General features: G+C 67.4%; 25 protein-coding genes. 10 read left to right on the forward strand and 15 right to left on the reverse strand.

Annotated features, from left to right (window positions below):
• Positions 1-128: 128 nt before the first annotated feature.
• The 6 genes from HW466_RS11380 to HW466_RS11405 form a co-directional block, all read right to left on the reverse strand.
• A complete protein-coding gene (locus HW466_RS11380) occupies positions 129-2,468 on the reverse strand; it encodes a bifunctional diguanylate cyclase/phosphodiesterase (RefSeq protein WP_151006293.1) in 2,340 nt (779 codons plus the stop codon).
• Positions 2,469-2,686: 218 nt separating this feature from the next.
• Positions 2,687-3,568, reverse strand: a complete 882-nt coding sequence (locus HW466_RS11385) for a PhzF family phenazine biosynthesis protein (RefSeq protein WP_174905715.1) — start codon at positions 3,566-3,568, stop codon at positions 2,687-2,689.
• 13 nt (positions 3,569-3,581) lie between these two features.
• Positions 3,582-4,040 (reverse strand): RidA family protein, encoded by a 459-nt coding sequence (locus HW466_RS11390; protein ID WP_034208050.1) that lies wholly within the window; start codon positions 4,038-4,040, stop codon positions 3,582-3,584.
• Positions 4,041-4,082: 42 nt separating this feature from the next.
• Complete coding sequence (locus HW466_RS11395) at positions 4,083-5,264, reverse strand: aminotransferase-like domain-containing protein (RefSeq protein WP_059547088.1); 1,182 nt, start codon at positions 5,262-5,264, stop codon at positions 4,083-4,085.
• Positions 5,265-5,416: 152 nt separating this feature from the next.
• On the reverse strand, positions 5,417-6,325 hold the full coding sequence (locus HW466_RS11400) for a DMT family transporter (protein ID WP_059448649.1): 909 nt from the start codon (positions 6,323-6,325) through the stop codon (positions 5,417-5,419).
• Positions 6,326-6,380: 55 nt separating this feature from the next.
• The gene (locus tag HW466_RS11405; protein ID WP_059448650.1) at positions 6,381-7,073 is read right to left on the reverse strand and encodes a VOC family protein; all 693 of its coding nucleotides are present in this window, start codon (positions 7,071-7,073) and stop codon (positions 6,381-6,383) included.
• A gap of 230 nt (positions 7,074-7,303) precedes the next feature.
• On the opposite strand from HW466_RS11405, the gene HW466_RS11410 reads away from it, so the two are divergent.
• From HW466_RS11410 to HW466_RS11425, 4 genes are all read left to right on the forward strand, one after another.
• Positions 7,304-8,782: an aminotransferase-like domain-containing protein gene (locus HW466_RS11410; RefSeq protein ID WP_059502707.1), complete on the forward strand. Its 1,479-nt coding sequence runs from the start codon at positions 7,304-7,306 to the stop codon at positions 8,780-8,782.
• Positions 8,783-9,079: 297 nt separating this feature from the next.
• A complete protein-coding gene (htpG, locus tag HW466_RS11415; protein WP_059502705.1) occupies positions 9,080-10,978 on the forward strand; it encodes a molecular chaperone HtpG in 1,899 nt (632 codons plus the stop codon).
• An 8-nt stretch (positions 10,979-10,986) separates the two neighbouring features.
• A complete protein-coding gene (locus tag HW466_RS11420) occupies positions 10,987-11,598 on the forward strand; it encodes a chorismate--pyruvate lyase family protein (protein WP_174905716.1) in 612 nt (203 codons plus the stop codon).
• On the forward strand, positions 11,598-12,074 hold the full coding sequence (locus tag HW466_RS11425; RefSeq protein ID WP_059770807.1) for a DNA-deoxyinosine glycosylase: 477 nt from the start codon (positions 11,598-11,600) through the stop codon (positions 12,072-12,074). Before HW466_RS11420 ends, HW466_RS11425 begins: the two co-directional genes overlap by 1 nt.
• A 48-nt stretch (positions 12,075-12,122) precedes the next feature.
• Here HW466_RS11425 and HW466_RS11430 read toward each other — a convergent pair whose 3' ends face one another.
• The gene (locus HW466_RS11430) at positions 12,123-12,377 is read right to left on the reverse strand and encodes a hypothetical protein (RefSeq protein ID WP_059448655.1); all 255 of its coding nucleotides are present in this window, start codon (positions 12,375-12,377) and stop codon (positions 12,123-12,125) included.
• A 156-nt stretch (positions 12,378-12,533) separates the two neighbouring features.
• Between HW466_RS11430 and HW466_RS11435 the strand changes: the two genes are divergently transcribed.
• The 3 genes from HW466_RS11435 (at position 12,534) to mctP (ending at position 15,440) form a co-directional block, all read left to right on the forward strand.
• Positions 12,534-13,451: a class I SAM-dependent methyltransferase gene (locus HW466_RS11435; protein ID WP_060348170.1), complete on the forward strand. Its 918-nt coding sequence runs from the start codon at positions 12,534-12,536 to the stop codon at positions 13,449-13,451.
• A gap of 199 nt (positions 13,452-13,650) precedes the next feature.
• The gene (locus HW466_RS11440; protein ID WP_151004945.1) at positions 13,651-13,893 is read left to right on the forward strand and encodes a DUF3311 domain-containing protein; all 243 of its coding nucleotides are present in this window, start codon (positions 13,651-13,653) and stop codon (positions 13,891-13,893) included.
• Positions 13,890-15,440, forward strand: coding sequence for a monocarboxylate uptake permease MctP (mctP, locus tag HW466_RS11445; RefSeq protein WP_059448658.1), 1,551 nt, complete (start codon positions 13,890-13,892; stop codon positions 15,438-15,440). The genes HW466_RS11440 and mctP overlap by 4 nt, the downstream gene beginning before the upstream one ends.
• A gap of 96 nt (positions 15,441-15,536) precedes the next feature.
• Here the strand turns inward: mctP and HW466_RS11450 are convergent, their stop codons facing one another.
• The 5 genes from HW466_RS11450 to HW466_RS11470 form a co-directional block, all read right to left on the reverse strand.
• Positions 15,537-15,992, reverse strand: coding sequence for a VOC family protein (locus HW466_RS11450; RefSeq protein WP_059547080.1), 456 nt, complete (start codon positions 15,990-15,992; stop codon positions 15,537-15,539).
• Between the two features lie 246 nt (positions 15,993-16,238).
• Positions 16,239-17,192: a transaldolase gene (gene tal / locus HW466_RS11455; RefSeq protein WP_151004943.1), complete on the reverse strand. Its 954-nt coding sequence runs from the start codon at positions 17,190-17,192 to the stop codon at positions 16,239-16,241.
• A 170-nt stretch (positions 17,193-17,362) separates the two neighbouring features.
• Entirely contained in the window at positions 17,363-18,574 is a 1,212-nt protein-coding gene (locus HW466_RS11460) for a benzoate/H(+) symporter BenE family transporter (protein WP_059502699.1), read from the reverse strand.
• A gap of 56 nt (positions 18,575-18,630) precedes the next feature.
• Complete coding sequence (locus tag HW466_RS11465) at positions 18,631-19,806, reverse strand: vWA domain-containing protein (protein WP_059448662.1); 1,176 nt, start codon at positions 19,804-19,806, stop codon at positions 18,631-18,633.
• 21 nt (positions 19,807-19,827) lie between these two features.
• Positions 19,828-20,670 (reverse strand): AAA family ATPase, encoded by an 843-nt coding sequence (locus HW466_RS11470; protein WP_059502697.1) that lies wholly within the window; start codon positions 20,668-20,670, stop codon positions 19,828-19,830.
• A gap of 245 nt (positions 20,671-20,915) precedes the next feature.
• Between HW466_RS11470 and HW466_RS11475 the strand changes: the two genes are divergently transcribed.
• On the forward strand, positions 20,916-21,275 hold the full coding sequence (locus HW466_RS11475; RefSeq protein WP_011885616.1) for a c-type cytochrome: 360 nt from the start codon (positions 20,916-20,918) through the stop codon (positions 21,273-21,275).
• A gap of 41 nt (positions 21,276-21,316) precedes the next feature.
• Positions 21,317-21,676, forward strand: a complete 360-nt coding sequence (locus HW466_RS11480; RefSeq protein ID WP_059448664.1) for a c-type cytochrome — start codon at positions 21,317-21,319, stop codon at positions 21,674-21,676.
• Positions 21,677-21,748: 72 nt separating this feature from the next.
• On the opposite strand, the gene HW466_RS11485 is transcribed toward HW466_RS11480, so the two are convergent.
• Positions 21,749-22,216, reverse strand: coding sequence for a DUF1841 family protein (locus HW466_RS11485; RefSeq protein WP_390885647.1), 468 nt, complete (start codon positions 22,214-22,216; stop codon positions 21,749-21,751).
• 236 nt (positions 22,217-22,452) lie between these two features.
• Here HW466_RS11485 and HW466_RS11490 point away from each other — a divergent pair, with 236 nt between their 5' ends.
• A complete protein-coding gene (locus tag HW466_RS11490) occupies positions 22,453-23,382 on the forward strand; it encodes a DMT family transporter (protein ID WP_174905717.1) in 930 nt (309 codons plus the stop codon).
• A gap of 105 nt (positions 23,383-23,487) precedes the next feature.
• Here the strand turns inward: HW466_RS11490 and nth are convergent, their stop codons facing one another.
• Together nth and rsxB are read right to left on the reverse strand one after the other, a co-directional pair.
• Positions 23,488-24,132 (reverse strand): endonuclease III, encoded by a 645-nt coding sequence (gene nth / locus HW466_RS11495; protein WP_059468177.1) that lies wholly within the window; start codon positions 24,130-24,132, stop codon positions 23,488-23,490.
• Positions 24,129-25,010, reverse strand: a complete 882-nt coding sequence (rsxB, locus tag HW466_RS11500) for an electron transport complex subunit RsxB (RefSeq protein ID WP_059547072.1) — start codon at positions 25,008-25,010, stop codon at positions 24,129-24,131. Before rsxB ends, nth begins: the two co-directional genes overlap by 4 nt.
• Between the last annotated feature and the right edge of the window lie 16 nt (positions 25,011-25,026).

Consider the following 25,026-nt stretch of genomic DNA (forward strand, 5'->3'; position numbering starts at 1 on the left):
CCCTCCCGATTGTCCGCCTGGCATTGTGACAGTGCCATGCGCGAAAACGCCAGTTAATGGACTAAACAACCGGATCGGAAACCGAAATAATCGGTGTGCCGCGCAACATCGCCGTGCGGGCAGCGGGCTCAGACGCCCGTGCTCCCGGTCGCGCGGTGCGCGAGAGCGGTCGGGCTATCGCCGCGCACGCCGAAGCGCTCGATCAGCGCGGGGATCGCGTCGGCCGGCACGGGGCGGGAGAAGAGGAAGCCCTGCGCCTCGATTTCGCCGAGCGCGGACAGCCATGCGATCTGCTCCTCGGTTTCGGTGCCTTCGACGACCACCGTCAGGCCGAGCGAGCGCGCGAGGTGCACGATCGACGACACCATCACGCACACGCTGCGATCGGTCGGGATCGCCTGCACGAACGAGCGGTCGACCTTCAGCGTATCGACGGAGAAGCGGTGCAGGTACGACAGCGACGAATAGCCGGTGCCGAAATCGTCGAGCGCGATGCGGATGCCGAGCTTCTTCAACGCGACGATCTTCTCGGAGACGAGCTCCGGATATTCCATCATCGCGGTCTCGGTGATCTCGATTTCGAGCCGGTTCGCCTCGATACTGGTGTCCTGCAGCGCCTGCGAAATCGTCTCGATCAGGTCGCCGCGCCAGAATTGCACCGGCGAGATGTTGACCGCGAGCGTCAGCGTGTCGTGGCCGTCGTCGCGCCAGCGCGCGATCTGTTCGCACGCGGTGCGGATCACGAAGTCGCCGATCGGCACGATCAGCCCGGTCGATTCGGCAATCGAAATGAATTCGTTCGCGGAGATGATCCCGTGCTCGGGGTGGTCCCAGCGCGCGAGGGCCTCGAAGCCGGTGATCGTGCGGTGCGTCAGGTCGATCTTCGGCTGGTAGGCGAGGAACAGCTGCCCCTCGGCGAGCGCGACGCGCAATTGCTGTTCCCAGCGCATCAGGTGGTCGGCGCGATGCGACAGGTGCGGCGCGTAGAACTGGTAGCAGTTCTTGCCCGCGTCCTTCGCGCTGTACATTGCGAGATCGGCCTTCTTCAGCAGGTCGATCTCGCTTTCGTTCGCGACGGTGTGCAGCGCGATGCCGATGCTCGCGTGCAGCACGAACGAACTGCCGCGCACGTCGAACGGCTCGGCGAACATCCGGATGATCGCTTCCGCGAGCCGCACCGCGCGCCGCTCGACGTCGTCGCCCTTCATCACGACGACGAACTCGTCGCCGCCGATCCGGGCGAGCGACCCTTCGTCGCCGACGGCATCCGACAGGCGCGACGCGGTCATCTGCAGCACGATGTCGCCGGCGTTGTGGCCGAGGGTGTCGTTGACGGTCTTGAAGTTGTCGAGGTCGATGAACAGCAGGCCGAGCCGCGACAGGCTGGCCGGCATCGACACGTCGTTGCGCAGCCCGCGCAGCGTCGCGTAGCGGTTCGCGAGGCCGGTGAGGAGGTCGTATTCGGCGAGCTGCGTCATCTCGCGCTCGCGGCCGAGCAGCTTGCCGATCAGCCCGGTCGCGACGCCGAAGAACGCAAGCATCGCGAGCGTGATGAAGCTCGTCATCAGCAGGTAGACGTTGCGCGTGTGGTAGTAGTCCGCGAATTCCTCGGACTGCGACAGCCCGACCATCACCGCGAGCGGGTAGCCGTCGAGGTGGCGGTACGACACGATGCGCGTCACGCCGTCGATCGGGTCGATGATCGTGCCCGTCACGCGTTCGGCGATCGGGTAAACGCCCGATGCGGAGAACGCACCGGGTGCGTTGTTGAGCGAGCCGGTGCGCCGCGCGAGCACGGCGCCCGTGTCGGACACCACGGCGATCACGCCTTCCTTGCCGATCGCCGCGTTGTTGTAGAAGTCGTTCGTGAAGTAGCTCGGGTCTTCCGACACCACGACGATGCCGGCGAAGCTGCCGTCCGGGTTGTTCAGGCGCCGCGTCATCTGCAGCGTCCAGTGACTCGACACGCGGCCGAGCACCGGCTTGCTGATGTACAGGCGATCGTCGTTGTGCGCGAGGTGGACCTTGAAGTGCTCGCGGTCGGCCAGGTTGATCGGCTTCGGATGGAGCTCGGCCGTGTTCGCGAACAGGATGCCCTTCGCGTTGACGAGCGAAACCTGGATCAGCGTGTCGCTCGGCACGACGCCTTTTTCGACCGCGCTCGCGAGGTTGAAGCGCGCGGGCGACTTCTCGAACTCGAACTTGACGAAGCGGGTGATCTGGTCGACTTGGTGGATCGCCTTGACCGTGTGCTGTTCGAGCGCCGACGACAGGATCGCCGCCGAGGCCGCCGCTTCCTTGTACGCGCTGTCCTTTTCGACCGACAGCCGCGCGACGATCACCGCCCACAGCAGCGCAAGCGCCAGCATCCCGAGCAGCGGGATCGCGAACAGCGCGCGGCGGCGCGACTTGCGCGGCGCGCGCAGCGGCCGGGTCGGCGGCGTGTGGTTTGACCGGGCGGAGCTCATCAGAGAGGGCGGCGTCCTGCTCGCGTGCGTCCATCCGTCTGGATGGCCGGCTATGGTTCGGGTTGTCCCGACGTCTGTTCGTTCGCGGGACACGCAACCATGGACAGACCTCCGAAACAACGGATTAGGCCCGATATTACTGGCTGGCGCATTTTTGCGATAGTTGGGCGAATCGTAGGGGCGCCGGACCGGCCGGCGCCATCGCACATCGCGAAATGTTACACGGGCGAACGGAAGGTGCCGTCGACGACCGTGACGACGTGGCCGCCTATCCACGTGGTGCCGTCTTGGTCATAGCTGACGGCGATGCGGCCTTCGCGGCCGATCGCCGTTCCCTGGCGGGCCGTGTACGACCGGCCGGGGCGGCGTTGCTGCAGTGTCAGCAGCCCGGCCAGCGCGGCGTTCGCGCTGCCGGTGACCGGATCCTCGCCGACGCCGAAATTGCCGCCCGCCATCAGGCAGCGGATTTCGAACGTCGCGGGGCCGCCTTCGACGTGCGGCGCGTAGACCGCGAGGCCGTCCATGCCGTAGCGGCGCGTGAGTGCCTCCAGCGCGGCCGGATCGGGCGACAGGCCGATGCACGCGTCGGCCGACTTCAGCCGCACAACCAGCCAAGGCGCGCCGTTGTCCACCGCGCACGGCTCGGCGTCGAAGTCGATCGCGTCGCTGCGCAACGCGGCGGCGAGCACCGCGTAGTCCGAACGGTCGAGCGGCGTGACGCGGGCCGGCGGCGCGGCGAACGCCCAGCTGCCGGCCTGCTCGCGCAGCGCGACCCGGCCGACCCCGCACTGCTGGATCAGCCGGCCCGGCGTGCGTGGCCGCCCGCCGCTTTCGAGGAACGCATGCGCGGTGCCGAGCGTCGGATGGCCGGCGAACGGCAGTTCACCGGCCGTCGTGAAGATCCGCACGCGGTAGTCGGCGTCCGGATCGGTCGGCGTGCAGACGAACGTCGTTTCCGACAGGTTCGTCCAGCGGGCGATCTCGAGCATCGCGTCGTCGCCGAGCGAATCGGCGTCGAACACGACGGCGAGCGGGTTGCCCTTGAACGGCACCGACGTGAAGACGTCGACCTGCTTGAAGCGGACGAGACGACCGGTCATCTCGATGCGCGCGTTACGCGACTTCGGCGATCAGTTCGATCTCGACGCATGCGCCGAGCGGAATCTGCGCGACGCCGAACGCCGAGCGCGCGTGCTTGCCCGCGTCGCCGAACACTTCGGCGATCAGTTCCGACGCGCCGTTCGTCACGATGTGCTGTTCGGTGAAGTCGAGCGTCGAGTTGACGAGGCTCATCAGCTTCACGATGCGCGTGACCTTGTTCAGGTCGCCCGTGTGCGCGTGCAGCGTCGCGAGCAGGTCGATCGCGATCGAGCGCGCGGCCGCCTTGCCGTCTTCCGTCTGCAGGTCGGCGCCGAGCTTGCCGGCCCAGACCTTGCCGTCCTTCTTCGCGATGTGGCCCGACAGGTAGACCGTGTTGCCGCTTTGCGCGCTCATCACGTAGGCGGCGGCCGGTGCGCCGGCGGTCGGCAGTTCGATGCCGAGCGACTTCAGTTTGTCGTAGACGTTAGCCATGTGTTCGATTCCTCGTTGAGAGTCGTGACAGGAAAAAACGGATCAGAGACGCTCGCGCAGCAGCTTGCCGAGGCGCGCGACGCCTTCCTCGATCTTCTCCGGCGGCACCGTCACGAACGACAGGCGCAGCGTGTTCTGCTGCGGGTCGTTCGCGAAGAACGGCGCGCCCGGCACGAAGGCGACGTGGTTGGCGACCGCCGCCTCGAGCAGCTTCATGCTGTCGATCTGCGCGGGCAGGTTCACCCAGATGAACATGCCGCCGTCCGGGCGGTTCCACGTGACGCCTTCCGGCATGTGGCGCGCGAGCGATGCGAGCATCGCTTCGCACTGCGCGCCGTACAGCTGGCGGATCGTCGGGATGTGCTCGTCGAGGAAGCCGTCCTTGATCACTTCGTGCGCGATGCGCTGCGTGAGCGTCGGCGTGTGCAGGTCGGTGGCCTGCTTGGCCTGCACGAGCTTGAAGTGAAGCTCCTCGGGAGCAATGATGTAGCCGATCCGCAGGCCCGGCGCGAGCACCTTCGAGAACGTGCCGAGGTGCACGACGTGGTCGGGCGCCATCGACAGCATCGTCGGCAGCGGCTCGCCCTGGTAGTTCAGCGCGCCGTACGGGTCGTCTTCCAGCACCGGGAACGGGCTCGACTGCGCGAACGCGGCGAGCGCGCGGCGGCGCTCGACGGGCAGGCGGCGGCCGGTCGGGTTCTGGAAGTTCGGCTGCGCGTACAGCAGGCGCGCGCCCTGCGTCAGCGCGGGCGTGAGGCCTTCTGGCAGCAGGCCCTGCTCGTCGGTCGGCACCTGCACGTAGCGCGGCTCGTACAGCGAGAACGACTGCAGCGCGCCGAGGTAGGTCGGGGTTTCCACGAGGATCGGGCTGTCCGGATCGATCAGCGCCTTGCCAAGCAGGTCGAGCGCTTGCTGCGAGCCGGTCGTGATCAGCACCTGCGACACGCGCACGCGGTAGCGCTCGGCGATCCATTCGCGCAGCGGCAGATAGCCTTCGGTCGCGCTGTACTGGAGCGCGGCGGCGGGCGCATCGCGCAGCACGCGATCGGCCGCGGCGCGCATGCGTTCGGCCGGGAACGTCGCGGGAGCGGGCAGGCCGCCTGCGAACGAGATGACCTCGGGGCGTTCCGTGACCTTCAGGATCTCGCGGATCGCAGAGCTCGTCAGCTTGCGGGCGCGTTCGGAAAGCTGCCAGTGCGGCGGATGCAGGTCGCTCGGATTCATAGTCTCCTCGTTCGGATATCGTGGTCAGTCAAGAAAGGTCGATCGGGCTGGTCGCGTCGACGCGGCCGGGTGGGCGCGCGGGAGCGCGATCGGGCCGTCGCGGCCGGGTGGGCAAAACCGTTCAGGCAAAACGGACATTATGGCGCACCTCATCAGCCGGCGCGAGCGGGGCGCGGGGCCGTGGCCACCGACGAGCGCCGGCCGAGCATCACGGTCGCGATCACGGCGGCCGCGAACAGCCACGTCGACGGCGTCACCGTCTCGCCGAACAGCAACGCGGAAAAGGCGATCGTGAAGAAGATCTGCAGCAGCTGCACCTGGCCGACGCGCGCGGTGCCGCCCATCGCGAGCCCGGCGTACCACGCGAAAAAACCGATGAATTGCGAAAAAAGGGTCACGTAGCCGAATGCGAGCCACGTGCGCGGCGCGAGCGGGGCGGGGTGCGCGACGTGCTGCGTCCATGCGAGCCACCCGACCGGCAGCACGAGGAACGGCGCGGACACGACGAGCGCCCAGCAGATCACTTGCCAGCCGCCGATCTGGCGCGCGAGGCGCGCGCCTTCCGCATAGCCGAGCGCGCCGATGCCGACCGCGACGAGCATCAGCGCGTCGCCGGCCTGCACCGTGCCGCCGCCGTCGCGCAGCGCGAACGCGATCACGAGCGCGCTGCCCGCCACCGCGCTGGCCCAGAACGCCTTCGACGGCCGTTCGTGCGACAGCCACGCCGCGTACAGCGCGACGAACAGCGGCTGCAGCCCGTTGACGACCGCGCCGTGCGAGGCCGGCACGGTTTTCATCGCCCAGGCCGAGAACACCGGATACGCGATGATCACGCCGGCCGACACGATCGCGAGGCTTTTCAGCTGGGCGCGGGTCGGCAGCCGTTCGCGCCGCCACCACAGCAGCAGGCCGGCCGGCACCGACGCGGCGAGCGCGCGGCCGAGCCCGTTCAGCAGCGGGTTGAGTTCGGAGACGACGATACGCGTCATCGGCAGCGTGAGGCTGAAGATCATCACGCCGATGAGGCCGAGCAGCATGCCCCGGGTTTCGCGCGAATTCATGAAGGGGGTGTCTCCGTATTGCGAGTTTCAGTTGATCGAGGGGCCGCGGGGGCGCTCAGCGCAGCGTGCGTGCGCCCTGCGGTGTGTCGAATTCGGCGACGAGCGCCGGCGGGCCGTCGCCGCTGTCGAGGTCGAGCAGATGGCCGGCACCGAGCCAGTCGAGCTGCTCGCGGATGACCTCCGCACGCGGATGGACGCCCTTGAGCGCCTTGAGCGCGACGCCGTCGTTCGGCAGCGATTCGGCCGGATGGCGCGGGCTGTCCCACTGGATCAGCGACGGCAGGAGGCCGTCACCGGCGCCTTGCCAGGCCGGGAACGCGCCGTCGTCGGGCACCGTGAGGCCCCAGCTCAGATCGCCGCGCCGCATCGCGACGACCGGCGCGATGCGCGCCGGGTACTGGCTTTGCCACATCGCGAGCTGGCGCGGACGCTCGACGCGCGCGACCCAGTGCGCGAGAAACGGGCCCTGCGCGAGCCGCGCCTGCATCGCCGGATCGTCGAGGCCGAACAGCCGCGCGCGCGGCGGCGCGGCGCCGTCGCCCGTGGCGCTCGCATCGGGATCGATCGCGATCACCTCGAGATACAGCCCGCCCCACGCGCCGAACAGCGCGTTATGGGTGCGCATCAGCGGATGGCGGCCGCCGCCGGCCGGTTCGATGCCGAGCGAAGCGGCGACATGGCGCACGCCTTCGTCGAGCGTGCGTGCGGCGATCACGAGATGGTCGAGGGTCAGGGAGCGGGCTGGCATGAACGTCGGTCGGAAAGCGAAAGTGTCATGGTGGGCGGGCGATGCGCCGGACGGTTACGGAGCCGGCCGGTGCCCGGGCCGCGATCTCGGCCGGGCGGCGCGGCACCGCGTGCGACAAGGCCGCGACGGCAGCCGCACGATCGCCATTCCAGAGAACTGTAATCGTCGCCACCGGCACAGTAACGGTACAATCGGCGCGATAGCCTTCGGTACAGTTGGAGCCGCCGCCCATGTCCACCGTCCCACTCGCCCAGATTCCCGCGCCGCACGATACGGCCACGCTCACGCTCGTCGACCAGCTTGTCCAGTGGGCGCGGCGCCGCATCGACGAACGCGTGTTCCGGCCCGGCATGCGCATGCCGTCGATCCGCAAGCTCGCGCTCGACAAGAGCGTGTCGCGCTTTACCGTGGTGGAAGCGTACGAACGGCTCGTCGCGCAGGGCTACCTCGATTCGCGGCGCGGCTCGGGCTTCTACGTGCGCGAGCGCACGGCCACCGGCCCGCAGCCGGCTGACAACGTGGTGCGCGTGGCCGAGGCCGCGCCGGTGCACAACACGATCGACGTCGTCTGGCTGCTGCGCAACATGCTGCACACCGTCAGCCCGGAAAAAGGGCCGGGCCTCGGCTATCTGCCGGGCCGCTGGCTGGACGGCGAGCTGATCACCGGCGCGCTGCGCGCGCTCGGGCGCCAGTCCGGCGCGCAGATGCTCGGTTTCGGCACCGCGCAGGGCTTCCTGCCGCTGCGCCAGCAATTGCAGACGCGGCTCGCGGAAGTCGAGATCGGCGCGAAGCCCGAGCAGCTCGTGCTGGTGTCGGGCATCACGCAGGCGATCGATCTGATCGCCCGGATCTACGTGCGGCCCGGCGATGCGGTGATCGTCGGCGATCCCGCATGGTTCCAGATGTTCGGGCGCTTCGCGTCGCAGGGTGCGCAACTGGTCGGCATGCCGTATACGCCCGACGGCCCCGATCTCGACGCGCTGGAAACGCTCGTGCAGATGTGGCGGCCGAAGATGCTCGTGATCAATTCGGTGCTGCAGAACCCGACCGGCACGTCGCTGTCGGCCGCGCAGGCGTTCCGGATCCTGAAGCTCGCCGAGGCGTACGACTTCCTCGTCGTCGAGGACGACGTGTACGGCGACCTGTGCCCGCCGAGCTATCCGGCCACGCGACTCGCGAGCCTCGACCAGTTGAAGCGCGTGATCTACCTCGGCAGCTATTCGAAGACGCTCGCGGCGAATTTGCGGGTCGGCTATGTCGCGTGCGCACCGGAGATCGCGAAGGCCGTCACCGACCAGAAGATGCTGGTCGGGATGACGACGCCGGAGCTCAACGAGCGCGTGCTGTACAAGATCCTGACCGAAGGGCATTACCGGCGCCACGTGGAGCGGCTGCGCGCGCGGCTCGACGGCGTGCGCGACAAGACCGCGCGGATGCTCGAGCGTACCGGGTTGCGGCTCTTCACGATGCCGGCGGCCGGGATGTTCCTGTGGGCCGACACGGGTGTCGATTCCGACGCGCTCGCGGCCGCCGCGCACGAGGAAGGGTTCCTGCTGACGCCGGGGAGTCTGTTCTCGCCGCAGCAGTCGCCGTCGACATGGACGCGCTTCAACGTCGCGAACTGCGGCGATCCGGCGCTGCCGGGGTTTCTCGCGCGCTATATCGAGTCGGCGGCGCGGCGCGCAGGCGGATCCGGGCTGACGGGCTGACGCGCTGATCATCCGCCTCGAGGCTGCATGAAATCGTTTCGTTTTCGATCCGGGAAGCGATACGCCATTTCAGCGAATTGAAAGCGGCGCGAACATTGGATCGGTCCGAAATTCGCGCGGTAAAAGCGCTAATTCGCGACCCGGCCCACACGTGCATCCGGACAAGGCGCCGAAGCACACGGCCGGGCCCTTGAAATCCAGCCGGCCGCCCCCAGATGGCGGCAACAACCGGTCGGCCCCGGCATCGTGCGCCGGGTGCCGGGGGTTACACCATTCAAGTAAGAGGAAACAGCATCCATGGCACACGAAACGATGAGCTTTCAGGCAGAGGTCAAGCAACTCCTCCACCTGATGATTCATTCGCTCTACAGCAACAAGGAAATCTTCCTGCGCGAACTGGTGTCGAACGCGTCCGACGCGGCCGACAAGCTGCGTTTCGAAGCGCTCGCGGACAACGCGCTGTACGAGAACGATCCGAACCTGCGCATTCGCATCGGTTTCGACAAGGCCGCGCGCACGATCACGATCGACGACAACGGCATCGGCATGAGCCGCGACGAGGCGATCGCGAACCTCGGCACGATCGCGCGTTCGGGCACCAAGGAATTCTTCACGAAGCTGTCCGGCGACCAGCAGAAGGACGCGGCGCTGATCGGCCAGTTCGGCGTCGGCTTCTACTCGGGTTTCATCGTCGCGGACAAGATCACCGTCGAGACGCGCCGCGCCGGCCTGCCGGCGAACGAAGCCGTGCGCTGGGAAAGCGCGGGCGAGGGCGATTTCACGATCGACGCGATCGAGCGCGCGCAGCGCGGCACGACGATCACGCTGCACCTGCGCGAAGGCGAGGACGAACTGCTGTCGTCGCACCGCCTGAAGTCGATCATCCAGAAGTATTCCGACCACATCGCGCTGCCGATCCTGATGAAGAAGGAAGAGTGGGATCAGGAAAAGGGCGAGATGGTCCTGAAGGACGAGGACGAGACCGTCAACCAGGCGAGCGCGCTCTGGACGCGTTCGAAGAGCGACGTCACCGACGAGCAGTACACGCAGTTCTACCAGCACATTGCGCACGATCACCAGGATCCGCTCACGTGGACGCACAACCGCGTCGAAGGCCGCAGCGAATACACGCAGCTGCTGTTCGTGCCGGCGCGCGCGCCGTTCGACCTGTGGAACCGCGATTACCGCGGCGGCCTGAAGCTGTACGTGAAGCGCGTGTTCATCATGGACGACGCCGAGCAGCTGCTGCCGCAATACCTGCGCTTCGTGAAGGGCGTCGTCGATTCGGCCGACCTGCCGCTGAACGTGTCGCGTGAAATCCTGCAGGAAAGCCGCGACGTGAAGGCGATCCGCGAAGGCGTGACGAAGCGCGCGCTGTCGATGCTCGAGGAGCTCGCGAACGCGGAAGACGACGCCGGCAAGGAGAAGTACAAGACGTTCTGGAGCGCGTTCGGCCAGGTGCTGAAGGAAGGCGTGGGCGAGGATCACGCGAACCGCGAGCGTATCGCGAAGCTGCTGCGCTTCGCATCGACGCACGGCGACACCGACGCGCAGGACGTGTCGCTTGCCGACTACGTGTCGCGCATGAAGCCCGAGCAGAGCAAGATCTACTACGTGACCGCCGATACGTGGCAGGCCGCGAAGAACAGCCCGCACCTGGAAGTGTTCCGCAAGAAGGGCGTCGAGGTGCTGCTGCTGACCGATCGCGTCGACGAATGGATGCTGTCGTTCCTGCACGAATTCGACGGCAAGCCGCTCGCGAGCGTGGCCCGCGGCGATCTCGACCTCGGCGCGCTCAACGACGAGGAAAAGAAGGCGCAGGAGCAGGCTGGCGAGGCGATCAAGCCGGTCGTCGAGAAGATGAAGGAAGCGCTCGGCGACAAGGTGAAGGAAGTGCGCGTCACGTTCCGCCTGACCGATTCGCCGTCGTGCCTCGTCGCGGACGACAACGACATGAGCGGCTACCTGCAGCGGATGCTGAAGGCGGCCGGCCAGAACGCGCCGGCGATGCAGCCGATCCTCGAGATCAACCCGGAGCACGCGCTCGTGAAGCAGCTGAACACCGAAAGCGCCGATTTCGGCGACTGGTGCCACCTGCTGTTCGACCAGGCGCTGCTGGCCGAAGGCGGGATGCTCGACGATCCGGCGAGCTTCGTGAAGCGGACCAACGCGCTGCTGCTGTCGCGCGCCGCGTGAGCGCGCGGATGCGATTCGACGGCGCACGGGCGGGCTGGCGCGAAACGCCCCGGCCCGGCTGCACGCTCGATCAGCGCGACTGGCTGACGCGCGGCGGTTCGCTGACCGCGCATCTGGCGCGGCTCGGCAGCGTGAGCGTGCGCGTGACGCGCGAGGCCGTCGATTGCCCGTGGTTCGACGAACCCGATGCGCTCGACAGTGCGCCGCGCGCGCCGATGTGGGTGCGCGAGGTGATCCTGTCGGTCGACGGCATCCCGTACGTCGCCGCGCACAGCATCGCGCCGCTCGCGGCCAGCAAGGGTGTATGGCAGGCGATGCGGCGGTTGCGCACGCGGCCGCTCGCGGAGCTGCTGTACAGCGATCCGCAGGTCGAGCGCTCGACGCTCGTCAGCCGGCGCGTGATCGCCGGTCATCCGCTGTATGCGCTCGCGAGCCATGCGTTGCAGGGCGCGCGGGCGCCGCACGCGTTCGCCGCGCGGCGCTCGGTGTTCCAGCGCCACGGCAAGCCGCTGATGGTCACCGAGTGCATGCTGCCTGCGCTGTGGCGCCATCTCGATGCGCACGGCGACGGGCCACGATCGGCCGGGCCGCGATCGGCCGGCCCGCGCGGAGCGACGTGATGCTGCGAGGCTTTCCGCCCGTCGTCGGGCCGCACACGCATACGATGATTCTCGGCAGCTTTCCGGGCGAGGCGTCGCTCGATGCCGCGCAGTACTATGCGCATCCGCGCAATCAGTTCTGGCGGTTGCTCGGCGCGGTGCTCGGCGAGCCGGGGCTGCACGAGCTCGTGTACGACGCGCGGCTCGAGCGCGTGCTTTCGCACGGCATCGGCATCTGGGATGTCCTCGATGCGTGCCATCGACAAGGCAGTCTCGATTCGGCGATCCGCAATGCGAAGCCGAACGACTTTGCATCGTTGCGCGAGCATGCGCCGTTGCTGAGGAAAGTGTGTTTCAACGGCAAGACGGCAGGGCGGTTTGCCGACGTGATCGGCCAGGCGGGATACGACACGCTCGTGCTGCCGTCGTCGAGCCCGGCGAATGCGATGCTGTCGTTCGAGCAGAAGCTGGCGCAGTGGCGGGCGATTCGCGACTGACGCCGATCCCGACCGCTCTCCGGTCGCGCGCGAACGCCGCGCCGGCGCTCAGTCGTCCTTGCCCCATCTCCACCCGGGCTTTTCGCCCTTGATCCAGCAAACGGCAGTCAACAGCGCGACCAACACCACGATGCAGGCGCCGTACGCAATCGGCGACCGGTTGGGCGGCACCAGCCACGCGCTCGCGATGATCCCGATCGCGAACAACAACAGCACGACCCAGCCCTGCCACGCCACCGGCAATCCCCATCCCCAACCGTAGCGCTTCGCCGGAAACCAGATCCGTTTGCCGTTCGAGTTCATGCGTCCTCCTTCGGTCACGGGTGCAGCGTAGCGCGAACCGGTTTCGAAGTCATGCAGTGCAGTGCAGAGAAGGGCAGGGTATGCGGCGCGGCCGCCATCCCGCACCAATGCTATCCTCTCGTCCGCTCATCCAGCGTCACCCAGCGAGATTCAATCATGACCCGACTGATCAAGCGCGCGTCCGCCGAGGCGCGCGCGTTCAAGCAACGCAAGCCGTCCGCCTACAACGGCTCCGAAAAGCTCCAGCCGCCGCGCGTGAAGCGCCGCCCGGAGATCGACGAACACGACGACGTGCCCGTCCTCGACGCGCCGCGCAAGCCGCGCTTCGCGCCCGTCACGTTCTCGGAAGAGCGCGGCGTGCGTTTCCTGCACTTCGGTACCGAATGGGTGCAGGGTGCGATGCGGATCTCGAAGCCGCTGCACATCGAGCTCGAATACGCGCAGCAGATGATGGCATGGCTGCTGTTTCTCGAAACGCCCGCGCGAATCGTCCAGCTCGGGCTCGGCACCGGCGCGCTGACGAAGTTCTCGCACCGTTTCCTGCCGAACGCGAAGGTCGAAGCCGTCGAACTGAACCCGGCCGTGATCGTTGCTGCCCGCACGATGTTCGCGCTGCCGCCCGACGATGCACGCCTCGTCGTGCACGAAGCCGACGCATGGGATTTCGTCAACGACCCGGCCAACCGCGGCACGACGGGCGCACTGCAGATCGACCTGTACGACGCGACCGCGCGCGGCCCGGTGCTCGACAGCGTCGCGTTCTACCGCGCGGTGCGCGGCTGCCTTGCCGACGCGGGCATCGCGACGATCAACCTGTTCGGCGACCATCCGAGCTTCGTGCGCAACATGAAGCATCTGAACGCGGCGTTCGACCATCGCGTGATCGCGCTGCCGGAAGTGCACGACGGCAACCGGATCGCGATCGCGTTCTCGGGCCCCGCGCTCGACGTATCGTTCGCGCAGCTCGAAGCCCGCGCGAAACTGATCGAGGACACGCTGAAGCTGCCCGCGCGCAAATGGGTGAAAGCTTTGAAAGAAACGATCGGCGCACGCGAATCCTCGTTCGCGATCTGACGCTCATGCGCCGGCCGCATGCCGGTGCAACCGCTGGACCTGGGGGCGGATCACCTCGGGTTCGCCCCTGCTTGACCGCTCGCTCGCGGCTCCTATACTGGCGCGAAGCCAGGGGAGCCGCAGCTTACCCGTTTTGCCCCTCCTCTCGCCGCCGTACCCGCTTGACAAGATCGATAACCGGGAAAGATGAGGAGACGTCATGGCTCACGATGCCGACGCCAGCCGGGCCGCCAAGCGCTGGCTCTGGCTGCTGGTGCTGCCGCTGACCGCGATGGTCTGGGTGCCGTCGTACAGCAAGATCGAACCGCAATGGTTGGGTTTTCCGTTCTTCTACTGGTACCAGTTGCTGTGGGTGTTCATTAGCGCGGTGATCACCGCGTTCGTGTATTTCAAGACCAAGAACGCGTGGAAGGCGAGCGGCCCGCAAGGAGGTGCGCGATGAACCTCGGCGCCACCTTCGTCTTCGTCCTGCTCTTCATCGGCGTCACGATCCTCGGTTTCCTGGCCGCGAACTGGCGGCGCGGCGATCTCGCCCATCTCGACGAATGGGGTCTCGGCGGACGCCGCTTCGGCACGATCGTCACGTGGTTCCTGCTCGGCGGCGACCTCTATACGGCCTATACGTTCGTCGCGGTGCCCGCGCTCGTGTTCGGCGCCGGTGCGATGGGCTTCTTCGCGTTGCCGTACACGATCCTGATCTACCCGTTCGCGTTCGTCGTGTTCCCGAAGCTGTGGAGCATCGCGAAGCGGCACGGCTACGTGACCGCCGCCGACTTCGTGAACGCGCGGTACGGCAGCCGCATGCTCGCGCTCGCGATCGCGGTGACGGGCATCCTCGCGACGATGCCGTACATCGCGCTGCAACTCGTCGGCATCGAAGTCGTGATCGGTGCGCTCGGCTTCGACACGACGGGCTTCGTCGGCGACCTGCCGCTCATCATCGCGTTCGCGATCCTCGCCGCCTACACGTACACGTCGGGGCTGCGCGCGCCCGCGATGATCGCGATCGTGAAGGACGTCCTGATCTACATCACGATTGCCGCCGCGGTCATCGTGATTCCGGCGAAGCTTGGCGGCTTCGGGCACATCTTCGCGTCGGTGCCGCCGGCGAAGCTGCTGCTGAAGGCGCCCGACGCGGCGAGCCTGAACGGCTACAGCGCTTACGCGACGCTCGCGATCGGCTCCGCGCTCGCGCTGTTCCTGTATCCGCACTCGGTCACGGCGATCCTGTCGTCGGCGTCGGGCAACTCGATCCGCCGCAACATGGCGATGCTGCCCGCGTACTCGTTCGTGCTCGGCCTGCTCGCGCTGCTCGGCTACATGGCGCTCGCGTCCGGCGTGAAGGACATGCCGCAGTACGTGCCGTACTTCAAGGCGTTCGGCCCGAACTTCGCGGTGCCCGCGCTGTTCCTCGAGTATTTCCCGTCGTGGTTCGTCGGCGTCGCGTTCGCGGCGATCGGCATCGGTGCGCTGGTGCCGGCGGCGATCATGTCGATCGCGGCCGCGAACCTGTACACGCGCAACATCCATCGCGAGTTCGTGAACCGCAACATGACGCACGATCAGGAGACGCACGTCGCGAAGCTCGTGTCGCTGATCGTGAAGGTCGGCGCGGTGGCGTTCATCCTCGGGCTGCCGCTGACCTACGCGATCCAGCTGCAGCTGCTCGGCGGGATCTGGATCATCCAGACGCTGCCCGCGATCGTGCTCGGCCTGTACACGCGGCTGCTCGACCATCGCGGCCTGCTGGCCGGCTGGGCGGCAGGTATCGTGTGCGGCACGTGGATGGCGGTGTCGCTGAAGCTCGCGAGCTCGATCTTCACGATCCACCTGTTCGGCCTCGCCATTCCCGGCTATGCGGCCGTGTGGTCGCTGGTCGTGAATCTCGTGGTGTCGGTGGTGGTAAGCGTGCTGGTGCGCGCGATCGGCATGGCGCATGCGGAGGACCGCACGCGGCCGGAGGATTACCTCGACGTCGTCGAGAGTTGAACGGGCGGCGCGGCGGTGTGCCGCCTGCTGCTTGCCGCGCATCGTGCAGCAAAACGAACGCCCGCCACTGCGAAGTGGCGGGCGTTTTTGCAGGCGTCAGCTTTGCGCGCGTTTCGCGAGATCCTCGCGTTGCGACAGGTCCTCGACGTTGACCATCCAGTGCACGCCGAAGCGATCCTTGGCCATGCCGAAGCCGAGCGCCCAGAACGTCTTGCCGAACGGCATCGTCACTTCGCCGCCGTCGGCGAGCGCGTTGAACAGCTTCTGACCTTCTTCGACCGTCGCCGGGTTCAGCGACAGCGAATAGCCGGCGTGCGTGCCGCCGCCCGGCTGGCTGCAATCACCGTCCGAGCACATGATCATCGAGTCGCCGATCGTGAAGCTCGCATGCATCACCTTGTCGCTCATCTCCGGCGACATCGGGTAATCGGGATTCGGCGGCGCATCCTTGAAGTGCATCTTGAACATCGTCTTCGCGCCGAGCGCCTTTTCGTAGAACTGAAGGGCCTCTTCCGCACGGCCGTAGAACGTCAGGTACGGTTGGACTTGCATCGTTGTCTCCTGTTGACCGGGCCGGCGTGCCGGTGCCTGCCCGGGTACTTCCGAAGTTGACCGGGAAGAGCGCGCCGGGATGCGGCCGGCGCACTCGTGACGTGGATTGTAGTGCGCGCGCTTGACGATGGAATGAAAAATAAAAACGGCCGCGAACACGAGGTTCGCGGCCGTTCGGCGCGCGTGCTGACGGCTGTTGTCAGGCCTGCTGACAGTTCAACTGACAGCCGTCACGTGCGGCACGGCTCAGCGCAGTGCATCGATCAGCTTCTCGAGCTTCACCGCGTCGGCGGCGAATACGCGGATGCCTTCGGCCAGTTTCTCCGTTGCCATCGCTTCGTCGTTCAGCTGGAAGCGGAACGACGCCTCGTCGATCGCGACGCGCTCGGTCGGCTTGTCCTGCAGCGCATCGGGCGACAGCTTGCGCCCCACCGTGTCGGTGCTTTCCTGCAGCTTCTGCAGCAAATCGGGGCTGATCGTCAGCAGGTCGCAGCCCGCGAGCTCGGTGATCTGGCTCGTCGTGCGGAAGCTCGCGCCCATCACTTCGGTGTTGTAGCCGAACGTCTTGTAGTACGTGTAGATGCGCCGCACCGATTGCACGCCCGGATCGTTCGCACCGCCGTTCTTCGCTTCGTCCCACTCGGCGCCGGCTTGCTTCTTGTACCAGTCGTAGATGCGGCCGACGAACGGCGAGATCAGCTGCGCGCCGGCTTCCGCGCATGCGGCGGCCTGAACGAGCGAGAAAAGCAGGGTCATGTTGCACTTGATCCCTTCCTTCTGCAGCACCTCGGCGGCGCGAATGCCTTCCCACGTCGACGCGAGCTTGATCAGGATGCGCTCGCGGCCGATGCCGGCGGCTTCGTACAGCTTGATGAGCTCGCGGCCCTTGTCGATCGAGCGCTGCGTGTCGAACGACAGGCGCGCATCGACCTCGGTCGACACGCGGCCCGGGATCAGCTTCAGGATCTCGGTGCCGAATGCGATCAGCAGGCGGTCGATGATGAAATCGGTGTTTTCGTTGCGATGATCGCGGACGGTTTTCTCGAGAATCGGCTTGTACGCGTCCTTCTGGACGGCCTTCAGGATCAGCGACGGATTCGTGGTCGCATCCTGCGGCTTGTATTGCGCAAGCTGCTGGAAATCGCCCGTGTCGGCGACGACGGTCGTGTACTGCTTCAGCTGGTCGAGTGCGGTAGTCATGGCGATTCGGGAGGAGGGCGCAAGGCGCCGGGGTTCTCACGGGCCGCGCGAGCGCGGCGGCGAAGCGAGGCGGCGCCCGGCGCCGCCTCCGATCCACTATTTTAGGCCCGAATCGCGTCGCGCACGTTTTGGGCGAACCGTTTGCGGTGCGGGCCCGCGCCATGCGGCGACTACGCGGGGCGCCGTGCATTCAGGATCACCTGCGTGACGATCCCCGCGACGAGCCCCCAGAACGCCGAGCCGATCGACAGCAGCGTGAGGCCCGATGCGGTGACCATGAACGTGACGAGCGCGGCTTCGCGCTGCTTCACGTCCTGCATCGCGTTCGCGAGCCCGCTCATGATCGAGCCGAACAGCGCGAGCGCGGCGACCGACACGACGAGCGCCTTCGGCAGCGCCGCGAACAGCGCGGCGATCGTCGCGCCGAAGATCCCGGCGATCAGGTAGAACGTGCCGCACCACACGGCGGCGGTGTAGCGCTTCGCGTGATCCTCGTGCGCCTCGGGGCCCGTGCAGATCGCCGCGGTGATCGCCGCGAGGTTCACGCCGTGCGAGCCGAACGGCGCGAGCAGCAGCGATGCGAGGCCGGTGGTCGCGATGAGCGGCGACGACGGCGTCGAATAGCCGTCGGCGCGCAGCACCGCGATGCCCGGCACGTTCTGCGACGCCATCGCGACGACGAACAGCGGAATGCCGATGCTGACGATCGATGCGACCGAGAATGCGGGCATCGTGAACACGGGTTGCGCGAGCGCGATCTGGAAGCGGCTGAAGTCGAGCAGGCCGAGGCTGCCGGCCACCGCGGTGCCGACGAGCAGCGTCGTGACGATCGCATAGCGCGGCGCGAGCCGCTTGACGATCAGGTAGGTGAAGAACATGGCGAGCACGAGCGCGGTCTGGAACTGCGCGGCACGGAAGATCTCGATGCCGATCTCGAACAGGATGCCCGCGAGCAACGCGGCCGCGATGCCGGCCGGAATGCGCCGCATCAGCGTGTCGAACAGCCCGCTCACGCCGACCGCGGTCAGCAGCAGCGCGCACACGACGAACGCACCGATGGCCTCGGCATACGGCACACCGGGCAGCGACGCGATCAGCAGCGCGGCGCCGGGCGTCGACCACGCCACGACGACGGGTGCGCGAAAGCGCAGCGACAGGCCGATGGTCGTCAGCGCCATGCCGATCGACAACGCCCAGATCCACGACGAGATCTGCGCGTCGGTGAGGTGCGCGGCGCGGCCGGCCTGGAACATCAGCACGAGCGAGCTGGTGTAGCCCGTCATCATCGCGACGAAGCCGGCGACGAGCGCGGAGACGGACGTATCGGCGAAAAAGCGGCGGCCGCCGGCGCGGCCCGCGCTCGCGGTAGGCGAAGGGTTCATGCTATCTCCGGAGGAGGCCGCTGGGACGCGGCCTTCGTTTCTGCAGGGTGGGTTCGTTATTTGCTGAGTGCGCGCATCGCGGTTTCGAGGCCCGCGAGCGTGAGCGGATACATGCGCTGGCCGAGGAGGTCGCGGATCACCGCGACCGATTGCCGGTACTCCCATAGCCGCTCGGGCTCGGGGTTCAGCCACGCATGGTGGGGGAATTGGTCCGCGAGGCGGCGCAGCCAGACGGCGCCGGCTTCCGGGTTGTTGTATTCGACCGAGCCGCCCGGTTGCAGCACCTCGTACGGGCTCATCGTCGCGTCGCCGACGAAGATCAGCTTGTAGTCGGGCGTGAACTTGTGCAGCACGTCCCACGTCGCGGTGCGCTCGGAATGGCGGCGGCGGTTGTTCTTCCACAGGTGGTCGTACACGCAATTGTGGAAGTAGTAGAACTCGAGATGCTTGAATTCCGCCTTCGCGGCCGAGAACAGTTCCTCGGTGCGCTTGATGTGGTCGTCCATCGAGCCGCCGACGTCGAGCAGCATCAGCACCTTCACGTTGTTGTGACGCTCGGGCACCATCCGCAGGTCGAGCCAGCCGGCGTTCGCGGCGGTGCTGCGAATCGTGCCCGGCAGATCGAGCTCTTCGGCCGCGCCTTCGCGCGCGAAGCGCCGCAGGCGCCGCAACGCGACCTTGATGTTGCGCGTGCCGATCTCGACCGAATCGTCGTAGTCGCGGTACGCGCGCGCCTCCCACACCTTGACCGCGGTGCGGTTGCCGTTCGACGGGCCGCCGATGCGCACGCCTTCCGGGTTGTAGCCGCCGTGCCCGAACGGCGACGTGCCGCCGGTGCCGATCCACTTGTTGCCGCCTTCGTGGCGTTCCTTCTGCTCGTCGAGCAGTTCCTTCAGGCGCTCCATCAGCTTGTCGAGGCCGCCCATCGCTTCGATCTGCGCCTTTTCCTCCGGCGACAGTTCGCGCTCGAGACGCTTCTCGAGCCAGTCGAGCGGAATGTCGAACGCGTCGGACGGCAGCGCGGACACGCCATGGAAGTACGCGCCGAACGCCTGGTCGAACTTGTCGAAGTACTGCTCGTCCTTCACGAGCGTCATCCGCGCGAGGAAGTAGAACGCGTCGATCGACGGCGAGATCAGCCCGGCCTTCAGCGATTCGAGCAGCGTCAGGTATTCCTTCACCGAGACGGGCAGCTTGGCTGCGCGCAGCGCGTAGAAGAAATTGAGCAGCATGGCCGGGCCTTCGCGGGTGGGTTACCGGTTGTGCCGGTTCATGTAGACGAGGCGCTCGAGCAGGCTCAGATCCTGCTCGTTCTTCAGCAGCGCGCCGGCGAGCGGCGGCACGATCTGCTTCGCGTCGGCGCCGCGCAGCGCGTCGGCCGGGATGTTCTCGGCGAGCAGCAGCTTCAGCCAGTCGAGCAGTTCGGAGGTCGACGGCTTCTTCTTCAGCCCAGACACGCCGCGCAACTCGAAGAAGCTCTGCAGCGCCGCGTGCAGCAGCTCTTCGCGGATGTTCGGGAAGTGGACCGCGACGATCTTCTGCATCGTCGCCGCATCGGGGAACTGGATGTAGTGGAAGAAGCAGCGGCGCAGGAACGCGTCGGGCAGTTCCTTCTCGTTGTTCGACGTGATGATCACGAGCGGGCGGTGCTTCGCGCGTATCGTCTCGCGCGTCTCGTACACGTGGAATTCCATGCGGTCGAGCTCGCGCAGCAGGTCGTTCGGGAATTCGATGTCGGCCTTGTCGATCTCGTCGATCAGCAGCACGCTCGGGCGCTCGGCGTCGAACGCCTGCCACAGCACGCCCTTCACGATGTAGTTCGCGATGTCCTTCACGCGCTCGTCGCCGAGCTGCGAGTCGCGCAGCCGCGATACCGCGTCGTATTCGTACAGCCCCTGCTGCGCCTTCGTCGTCGACTTGATGTGCCACTGCAGCAGCGGCATGCCGAGCGCGGCCGCCACTTCCTCGGCGAGCATGGTCTTGCCGGTGCCGGGCTCGCCCTTGATCAGCAGCGGGCGCTGCAGCGTCAGTGCGGCGTTGACCGCGAGCTTCAGGTCGTCGGTGGCGACGTAGTGCGAGGATCCTTCGAAACGCATGGCGGCGCTCTTTCCTGGTCGCAAAAAAACCCAGTATAAGTCAGAAGGGCTGTCCGGTTGGCCCGCTGCCGCGTATCGTTGCGGGGCTGCGGCGGGGCGGACCGGGGTGCCATATGGACGCGTTCCCCGCCGACGCGGTACAATCTGGCCGTTTTTTTTGGCCTGCGTGGCGATCCGATAAGCAAAACGGCGCGGGCCGTTGCCGCTTCGGCGCCAGTTTCCCCTCAAGCTAGGTTACAAGAGCTATGAACAAATTTGTCGGCAAACACGTCGTTGTCGCAGCGCTCGTGGCGCTCGCGGGCAGCGCGCAGGCGGCCGGTGTGGTCGGCAACCCGAAGGACGGGGCGAGCAAGGCCGCCATGTGCATCGGTTGCCACGGCATCCAGGATTACCGCGCGGCGTACCCGGAGGTCTACCGGGTGCCGGTCCTCGGCGGCCAGAACCAGCAATACCTCGAGAACGCGCTGAAGGCCTACCGCAAGAAGGATCGTCACTTCCCGTCGATGAACGCGATCGCCGGTTCGCTGACGGATCAGGACATCGCGGATCTGGCGGCCTACTACGCCGCCCAGAAGGCCGACACGAAGGACAATCCCTACAAGTAAAGCGCGCGCCGCCGATTCTTACCGGCGGGACAGGAGCATTCATGAACAACGCATTCAAGACGGCAGCGGTTGCACTGGCGGCCGGCCTCGCGATCGGTACCGCGCATGCGGCGGACACCGTGAAGGGCAAGGAACTGGTCGAGTCGCACAACTGCGCGGCCTGCCACGGCGCGCAGCTGAACAAGCCGATCAACGCAGAGTATCCGCGCCTCGCCGGCCAGCACGCCGACTATCTCGTATGGGCGATGCGCCAGTACCAGATGGGCCTGACGAACCCGCTGCTCGGCCGCAACAACGCGATCATGCAGGCGCAGGTGCAGAACCTGTCGGTCAACGACATGAAGGACATCGCGGCCTACATCGAGTCGCTGAAAGAGACCGATCTCGTCTTCAAGAAGTAAGCGCGCCGGGCCTTGCCGGTCCGTGCAGCCAGCGTACCCCGCCGCGGCGGGGTATTTTTTTGTCCGCGGCGCTTAGTCGCGCGACGCGCGGCGCAGGATGCGCTGCAGGTACGCGTCCGTATCGGGCGGCGTGCCGGTACGTTGCGCTTCCCAGATCGTCTCGCCGAGGCATTCCATGATCATGTGCTGCGCCTCGTGGGTCGAGTCGAGCTTCGCGGCCAGCTTGTCGTGCGCGGCGCGGATGCCGGGCGGCTGGTCGATCGACAGCTGCTCGCTGATCGCGAGGTGCATCGACAGGTGCAGGAACGGGTTCGTGCGGCCTTCTTCGGGCGTGTAGTTGCGCGCGGCGGCGCCGTCGGCGTCCGCGAGGTCGTCGTGGTATTCGGGATGCTCGACGATCCAGTCGGCTGCCATCGCTTCCAGCGGCGTCAGGATCTCGCCGGCGCGCTGCTTGCGCCAGGTCTCGGTGAAAAAGCGACGGACCTCGTCGCGACTCGGATTGAACATGGTGGGGACGCGTGGTGATTCGGGCGGCGTCATGCCGCGTCGCGCATTGTACGCCGGGTCGGCGCACGGCGCTGGCGGCGGGTGATGCCTGGGCGGGCGGCTTGAGGCTGCCAGCCGGCGGAGCGCGCCGCGTGAACCGGCGGCGACGTCGATCCGCATTGGCCAGCGCGTGCCGCGGCGCCGCGCAACGGGTAAGCGCGGGCTAGGCCGGCGGCCGCCGGGCCGCTACACTCCGACGATTGCCGTCGTCGCGCTCACACCGTTCCATCATGTCCGCCACCGTTCGCTCATCGTCCGCCGCGCTGCAGGGCGCGTTCTATGTCGCGCTGTCCGCCGCCGCATTCGGCGCGATGGCAATCTTCGGCCGCTACGCGTATGCGGCCGGCGTCGACGTGCTCGGGCTGCTGATCGTGCGCTTCGCGATCGGCGGCGCGGTCCTTGCCGCGATCGCCCGGCACCGCCGCGTCGCGTGGCCGCGCGGTCGTGCGCTCGCGCCGCTCGTGGCGATGGGCGCGCTCGGCTACGTCGGGCAGTCGTTTTGCTATTTCAGCGCGCTCCAGCATGCGCAGGCGAGCCTCGTCGCGCTGCTGCTGTACCTGTATCCGGCATTCGTCACGCTGCTGGCCGCGTGGTGGCTCGGCGAGCGTCTCACGCGCGCGAAGGCGGTCGCGCTCGTGCTCTGTGTCGCCGGTTCCGCGCTGATGGTGGGCGGCGGCCACGGCGAGCCGCTCGGCATCGCGCTCGCGCTGGCCGCCGCGGTGATCTATTCGCTGTACATCGTCGGCGGCACGAAGGCGACGCGCGGTGTCGATCCGCTCGCGACCACCGCGATCATCTGCCTGTCGGCGACCGCGACGCTCATCGCGATCGCGATCGTGCGGACCGCCGCGTTCGGCGTGCCGCCGCGCTGGCCGGCGACGCCCGCCGGCTGGGCGTCGATGCTGGCGATCGCGCTGGTGTCGACGGTGGCCGCGATGCTCGCGTTCTTCGCAGGGCTCGAGCGGCTGGGCGCCGCGCGCACGTCGATGCTGTCGACGCTCGAACCGGTCGTGACGGTCGCGCTCGCGGCGCTGCTGTTCGGCGAGGCGCTGTCGCCGTTGCAGTGGGCGGGCGGCGTCGCGATCCTCGCGGCGGTGCTGGCGCTCGTGCGTGCGGGCGGTGCGGCCGCCGACGACGCGACGGCGACATCCAACGCATAGCAGGGAAGGGAATCCGGCGGGTGCTCAACGGCGCGTGGTGCGCGGGGCACCGGGCACGCCGGGCGCGTGATGCGTGATGCATGGCGCGCGTCACGCGCCCGCCGCTCACTCGTTCGGCGGCGGTGTCTTCGGCCGGAATTCGCACAGCGGCTCGATCGCGCAGTGCCAGCATTCGGGCTTGCGGGCCTTGCACACATAGCGACCGTGCAGAATCAGCCAGTGATGTGCGTCGTGCAGGAATTCCTTCGGCGTGAACTTCTCGAGCGCGGCCTCGACGGCTCGCACATCCTTGCCCGGCGCAAGCCCCGTACGATTCGCGACGCGGAAGATATGCGTGTCGACCGCGATCGTCGGCTGGCCGAACGCGGTATTCAGCACGACGTTCGCGGTCTTGCGGCCCACGCCCGGCAGGCTTTCGAGCGCTTCGCGATCGGCCGGCACCTCGCCGTCGTAGCGTTCGAGCAGGATGTTGCACGTCGCGATCACGTTCTTCGCCTTGGTGCGGTACAGGCCGATCGTCTTGATGTAGTCGGCGACGCCTTCTTCACCGAGCGCGACGATTTGTCGCGGGGTGTTCGCCACCGGGAACATCTTGCGCATCGCCTTGTTGACCGACACGTCGGTCGCCTGCGCCGACAGCATCACCGCGATCAGCAGCTCGAACGGCGTCGTGTATTCGAGCTCGGTGGTCGGATGCGGATTGAGGCTCTGCAGCGTTTCGTAGATCGCGCGTCGTTTGGAGGCGTTCATGAACGGTTCTTGTCGGGCGCCGTGCTCGGGCTGTTCCGGTCGTCGTTGTTCGGGGCGTCGTGATCGTTGCCGGCGGCCTCGGCGTCGCGCTGCGCCTGCTGTTCGGCGAGCCGCTTGCGGCGGGCTTCGGCCGCGTCGATCTGCGCCTGCACGGCCGCGCTCACGCCTTCGGTGTTCTTCGGCCCGGCGCCTTGCTCCGACAGTTCTTCCTTCTTCTTGCGAGCGCGCTCGAGCGCGGCGGCGATGATCGCGCGCTTCTTCGCTTCGGCGTCGTCGGCCGCGGCGCCTGGCTGTGCGGCGGCCGGCGCCGCCTTGGCCGAGCCCGCACTGGCCGCGCGGCGGGCGGCGGCGCGCGCTTCGGCGGCCTCGCGTTCGCGACGCTGGCGGGCGAGCCGCCGATCGTGGCGTTCGCGTGCGGCGTCCGCTTGTTCCTGCGACCATGCGTCCCAGCCGGTGCGCTCGCCGGTGACGGGAACCATCGCGATGCAGTCGACCGGGCAGGGCGGCACGCACAGGTCGCAGCCCGTGCACAGCGATTCGACGATCGTGTGCATCTGCTTCGGTGCGCCGACGATCGCGTCGACCGGGCATGCCTGCATGCACAGCGTGCAGCCGATGCACAGGCTTTCGTCGATGAACGCGACGGCGCGCGGATGCTCGGTGCCGTTGACGGGGTTCAGCGGGATCACGGGCTTGCCGAGCAGCTTCGCGAGGCGTGCGATGCCTTCGGCGCCGCCCGGCGGGCACTGGTTGTAGTTCGCGTCGCCGGCGGCGATCGCGTCGGCGTACGGACGGCAGCCGTCATAGCCGCACTTCGTGCATTGGGTCTGGGGAAGCAGATCTTCGATGCGATCCGCGAGGGTCTTGGAATCGGTCACGGTGACAACGGGCGCA

It is taken from the genome of Burkholderia territorii (genome assembly GCF_902833055.1).
GTDB lineage: Bacteria > Pseudomonadota > Gammaproteobacteria > Burkholderiales > Burkholderiaceae > Burkholderia > Burkholderia territorii.

What these genes read in the sequence shown, in the direction of transcription:
- HW466_RS11380 (WP_151006293.1), bottom strand. Translation starts at nt 2,468, where the DNA reads ATGAGCTCCGCCCGGTCAAACCACACGCCGCCGACCCGGCCGCTGCGC.
- HW466_RS11385 (WP_174905715.1), bottom strand. Translation starts at nt 3,568, where the DNA reads ATGACCGGTCGTCTCGTCCGCTTCAAGCAGGTCGACGTCTTCACGTCG.
- HW466_RS11390 (WP_034208050.1), bottom strand. Translation starts at nt 4,040, where the DNA reads ATGGCTAACGTCTACGACAAACTGAAGTCGCTCGGCATCGAACTGCCG.
- HW466_RS11395 (WP_059547088.1), bottom strand. Translation starts at nt 5,264, where the DNA reads ATGAATCCGAGCGACCTGCATCCGCCGCACTGGCAGCTTTCCGAACGC.
- HW466_RS11400 (WP_059448649.1), bottom strand. Translation starts at nt 6,325, where the DNA reads ATGAATTCGCGCGAAACCCGGGGCATGCTGCTCGGCCTCATCGGCGTG.
- HW466_RS11405 (WP_059448650.1), bottom strand. Translation starts at nt 7,073, where the DNA reads ATGCCAGCCCGCTCCCTGACCCTCGACCATCTCGTGATCGCCGCACGC.
- HW466_RS11410 (WP_059502707.1), top strand. Translation starts at nt 7,304, where the DNA reads ATGTCCACCGTCCCACTCGCCCAGATTCCCGCGCCGCACGATACGGCC.
- htpG (WP_059502705.1), top strand. Translation starts at nt 9,080, where the DNA reads ATGGCACACGAAACGATGAGCTTTCAGGCAGAGGTCAAGCAACTCCTC.
- HW466_RS11420 (WP_174905716.1), top strand. Translation starts at nt 10,987, where the DNA reads ATGCGATTCGACGGCGCACGGGCGGGCTGGCGCGAAACGCCCCGGCCC.
- HW466_RS11425 (WP_059770807.1), top strand. Translation starts at nt 11,598, where the DNA reads ATGCTGCGAGGCTTTCCGCCCGTCGTCGGGCCGCACACGCATACGATG.
- HW466_RS11430 (WP_059448655.1), bottom strand. Translation starts at nt 12,377, where the DNA reads ATGAACTCGAACGGCAAACGGATCTGGTTTCCGGCGAAGCGCTACGGT.
- HW466_RS11435 (WP_060348170.1), top strand. Translation starts at nt 12,534, where the DNA reads ATGACCCGACTGATCAAGCGCGCGTCCGCCGAGGCGCGCGCGTTCAAG.
- HW466_RS11440 (WP_151004945.1), top strand. Translation starts at nt 13,651, where the DNA reads ATGGCTCACGATGCCGACGCCAGCCGGGCCGCCAAGCGCTGGCTCTGG.
- mctP (WP_059448658.1), top strand. Translation starts at nt 13,890, where the DNA reads ATGAACCTCGGCGCCACCTTCGTCTTCGTCCTGCTCTTCATCGGCGTC.
- HW466_RS11450 (WP_059547080.1), bottom strand. Translation starts at nt 15,992, where the DNA reads ATGCAAGTCCAACCGTACCTGACGTTCTACGGCCGTGCGGAAGAGGCC.
- tal (WP_151004943.1), bottom strand. Translation starts at nt 17,192, where the DNA reads ATGACTACCGCACTCGACCAGCTGAAGCAGTACACGACCGTCGTCGCC.
- HW466_RS11460 (WP_059502699.1), bottom strand. Translation starts at nt 18,574, where the DNA reads ATGAACCCTTCGCCTACCGCGAGCGCGGGCCGCGCCGGCGGCCGCCGC.
- HW466_RS11465 (WP_059448662.1), bottom strand. Translation starts at nt 19,806, where the DNA reads ATGCTGCTCAATTTCTTCTACGCGCTGCGCGCAGCCAAGCTGCCCGTC.
- HW466_RS11470 (WP_059502697.1), bottom strand. Translation starts at nt 20,670, where the DNA reads ATGCGTTTCGAAGGATCCTCGCACTACGTCGCCACCGACGACCTGAAG.
- HW466_RS11475 (WP_011885616.1), top strand. Translation starts at nt 20,916, where the DNA reads ATGAACAAATTTGTCGGCAAACACGTCGTTGTCGCAGCGCTCGTGGCG.
- HW466_RS11480 (WP_059448664.1), top strand. Translation starts at nt 21,317, where the DNA reads ATGAACAACGCATTCAAGACGGCAGCGGTTGCACTGGCGGCCGGCCTC.
- HW466_RS11485 (WP_390885647.1), bottom strand. Translation starts at nt 22,216, where the DNA reads ATGACGCCGCCCGAATCACCACGCGTCCCCACCATGTTCAATCCGAGT.
- HW466_RS11490 (WP_174905717.1), top strand. Translation starts at nt 22,453, where the DNA reads ATGTCCGCCACCGTTCGCTCATCGTCCGCCGCGCTGCAGGGCGCGTTC.
- nth (WP_059468177.1), bottom strand. Translation starts at nt 24,132, where the DNA reads ATGAACGCCTCCAAACGACGCGCGATCTACGAAACGCTGCAGAGCCTC.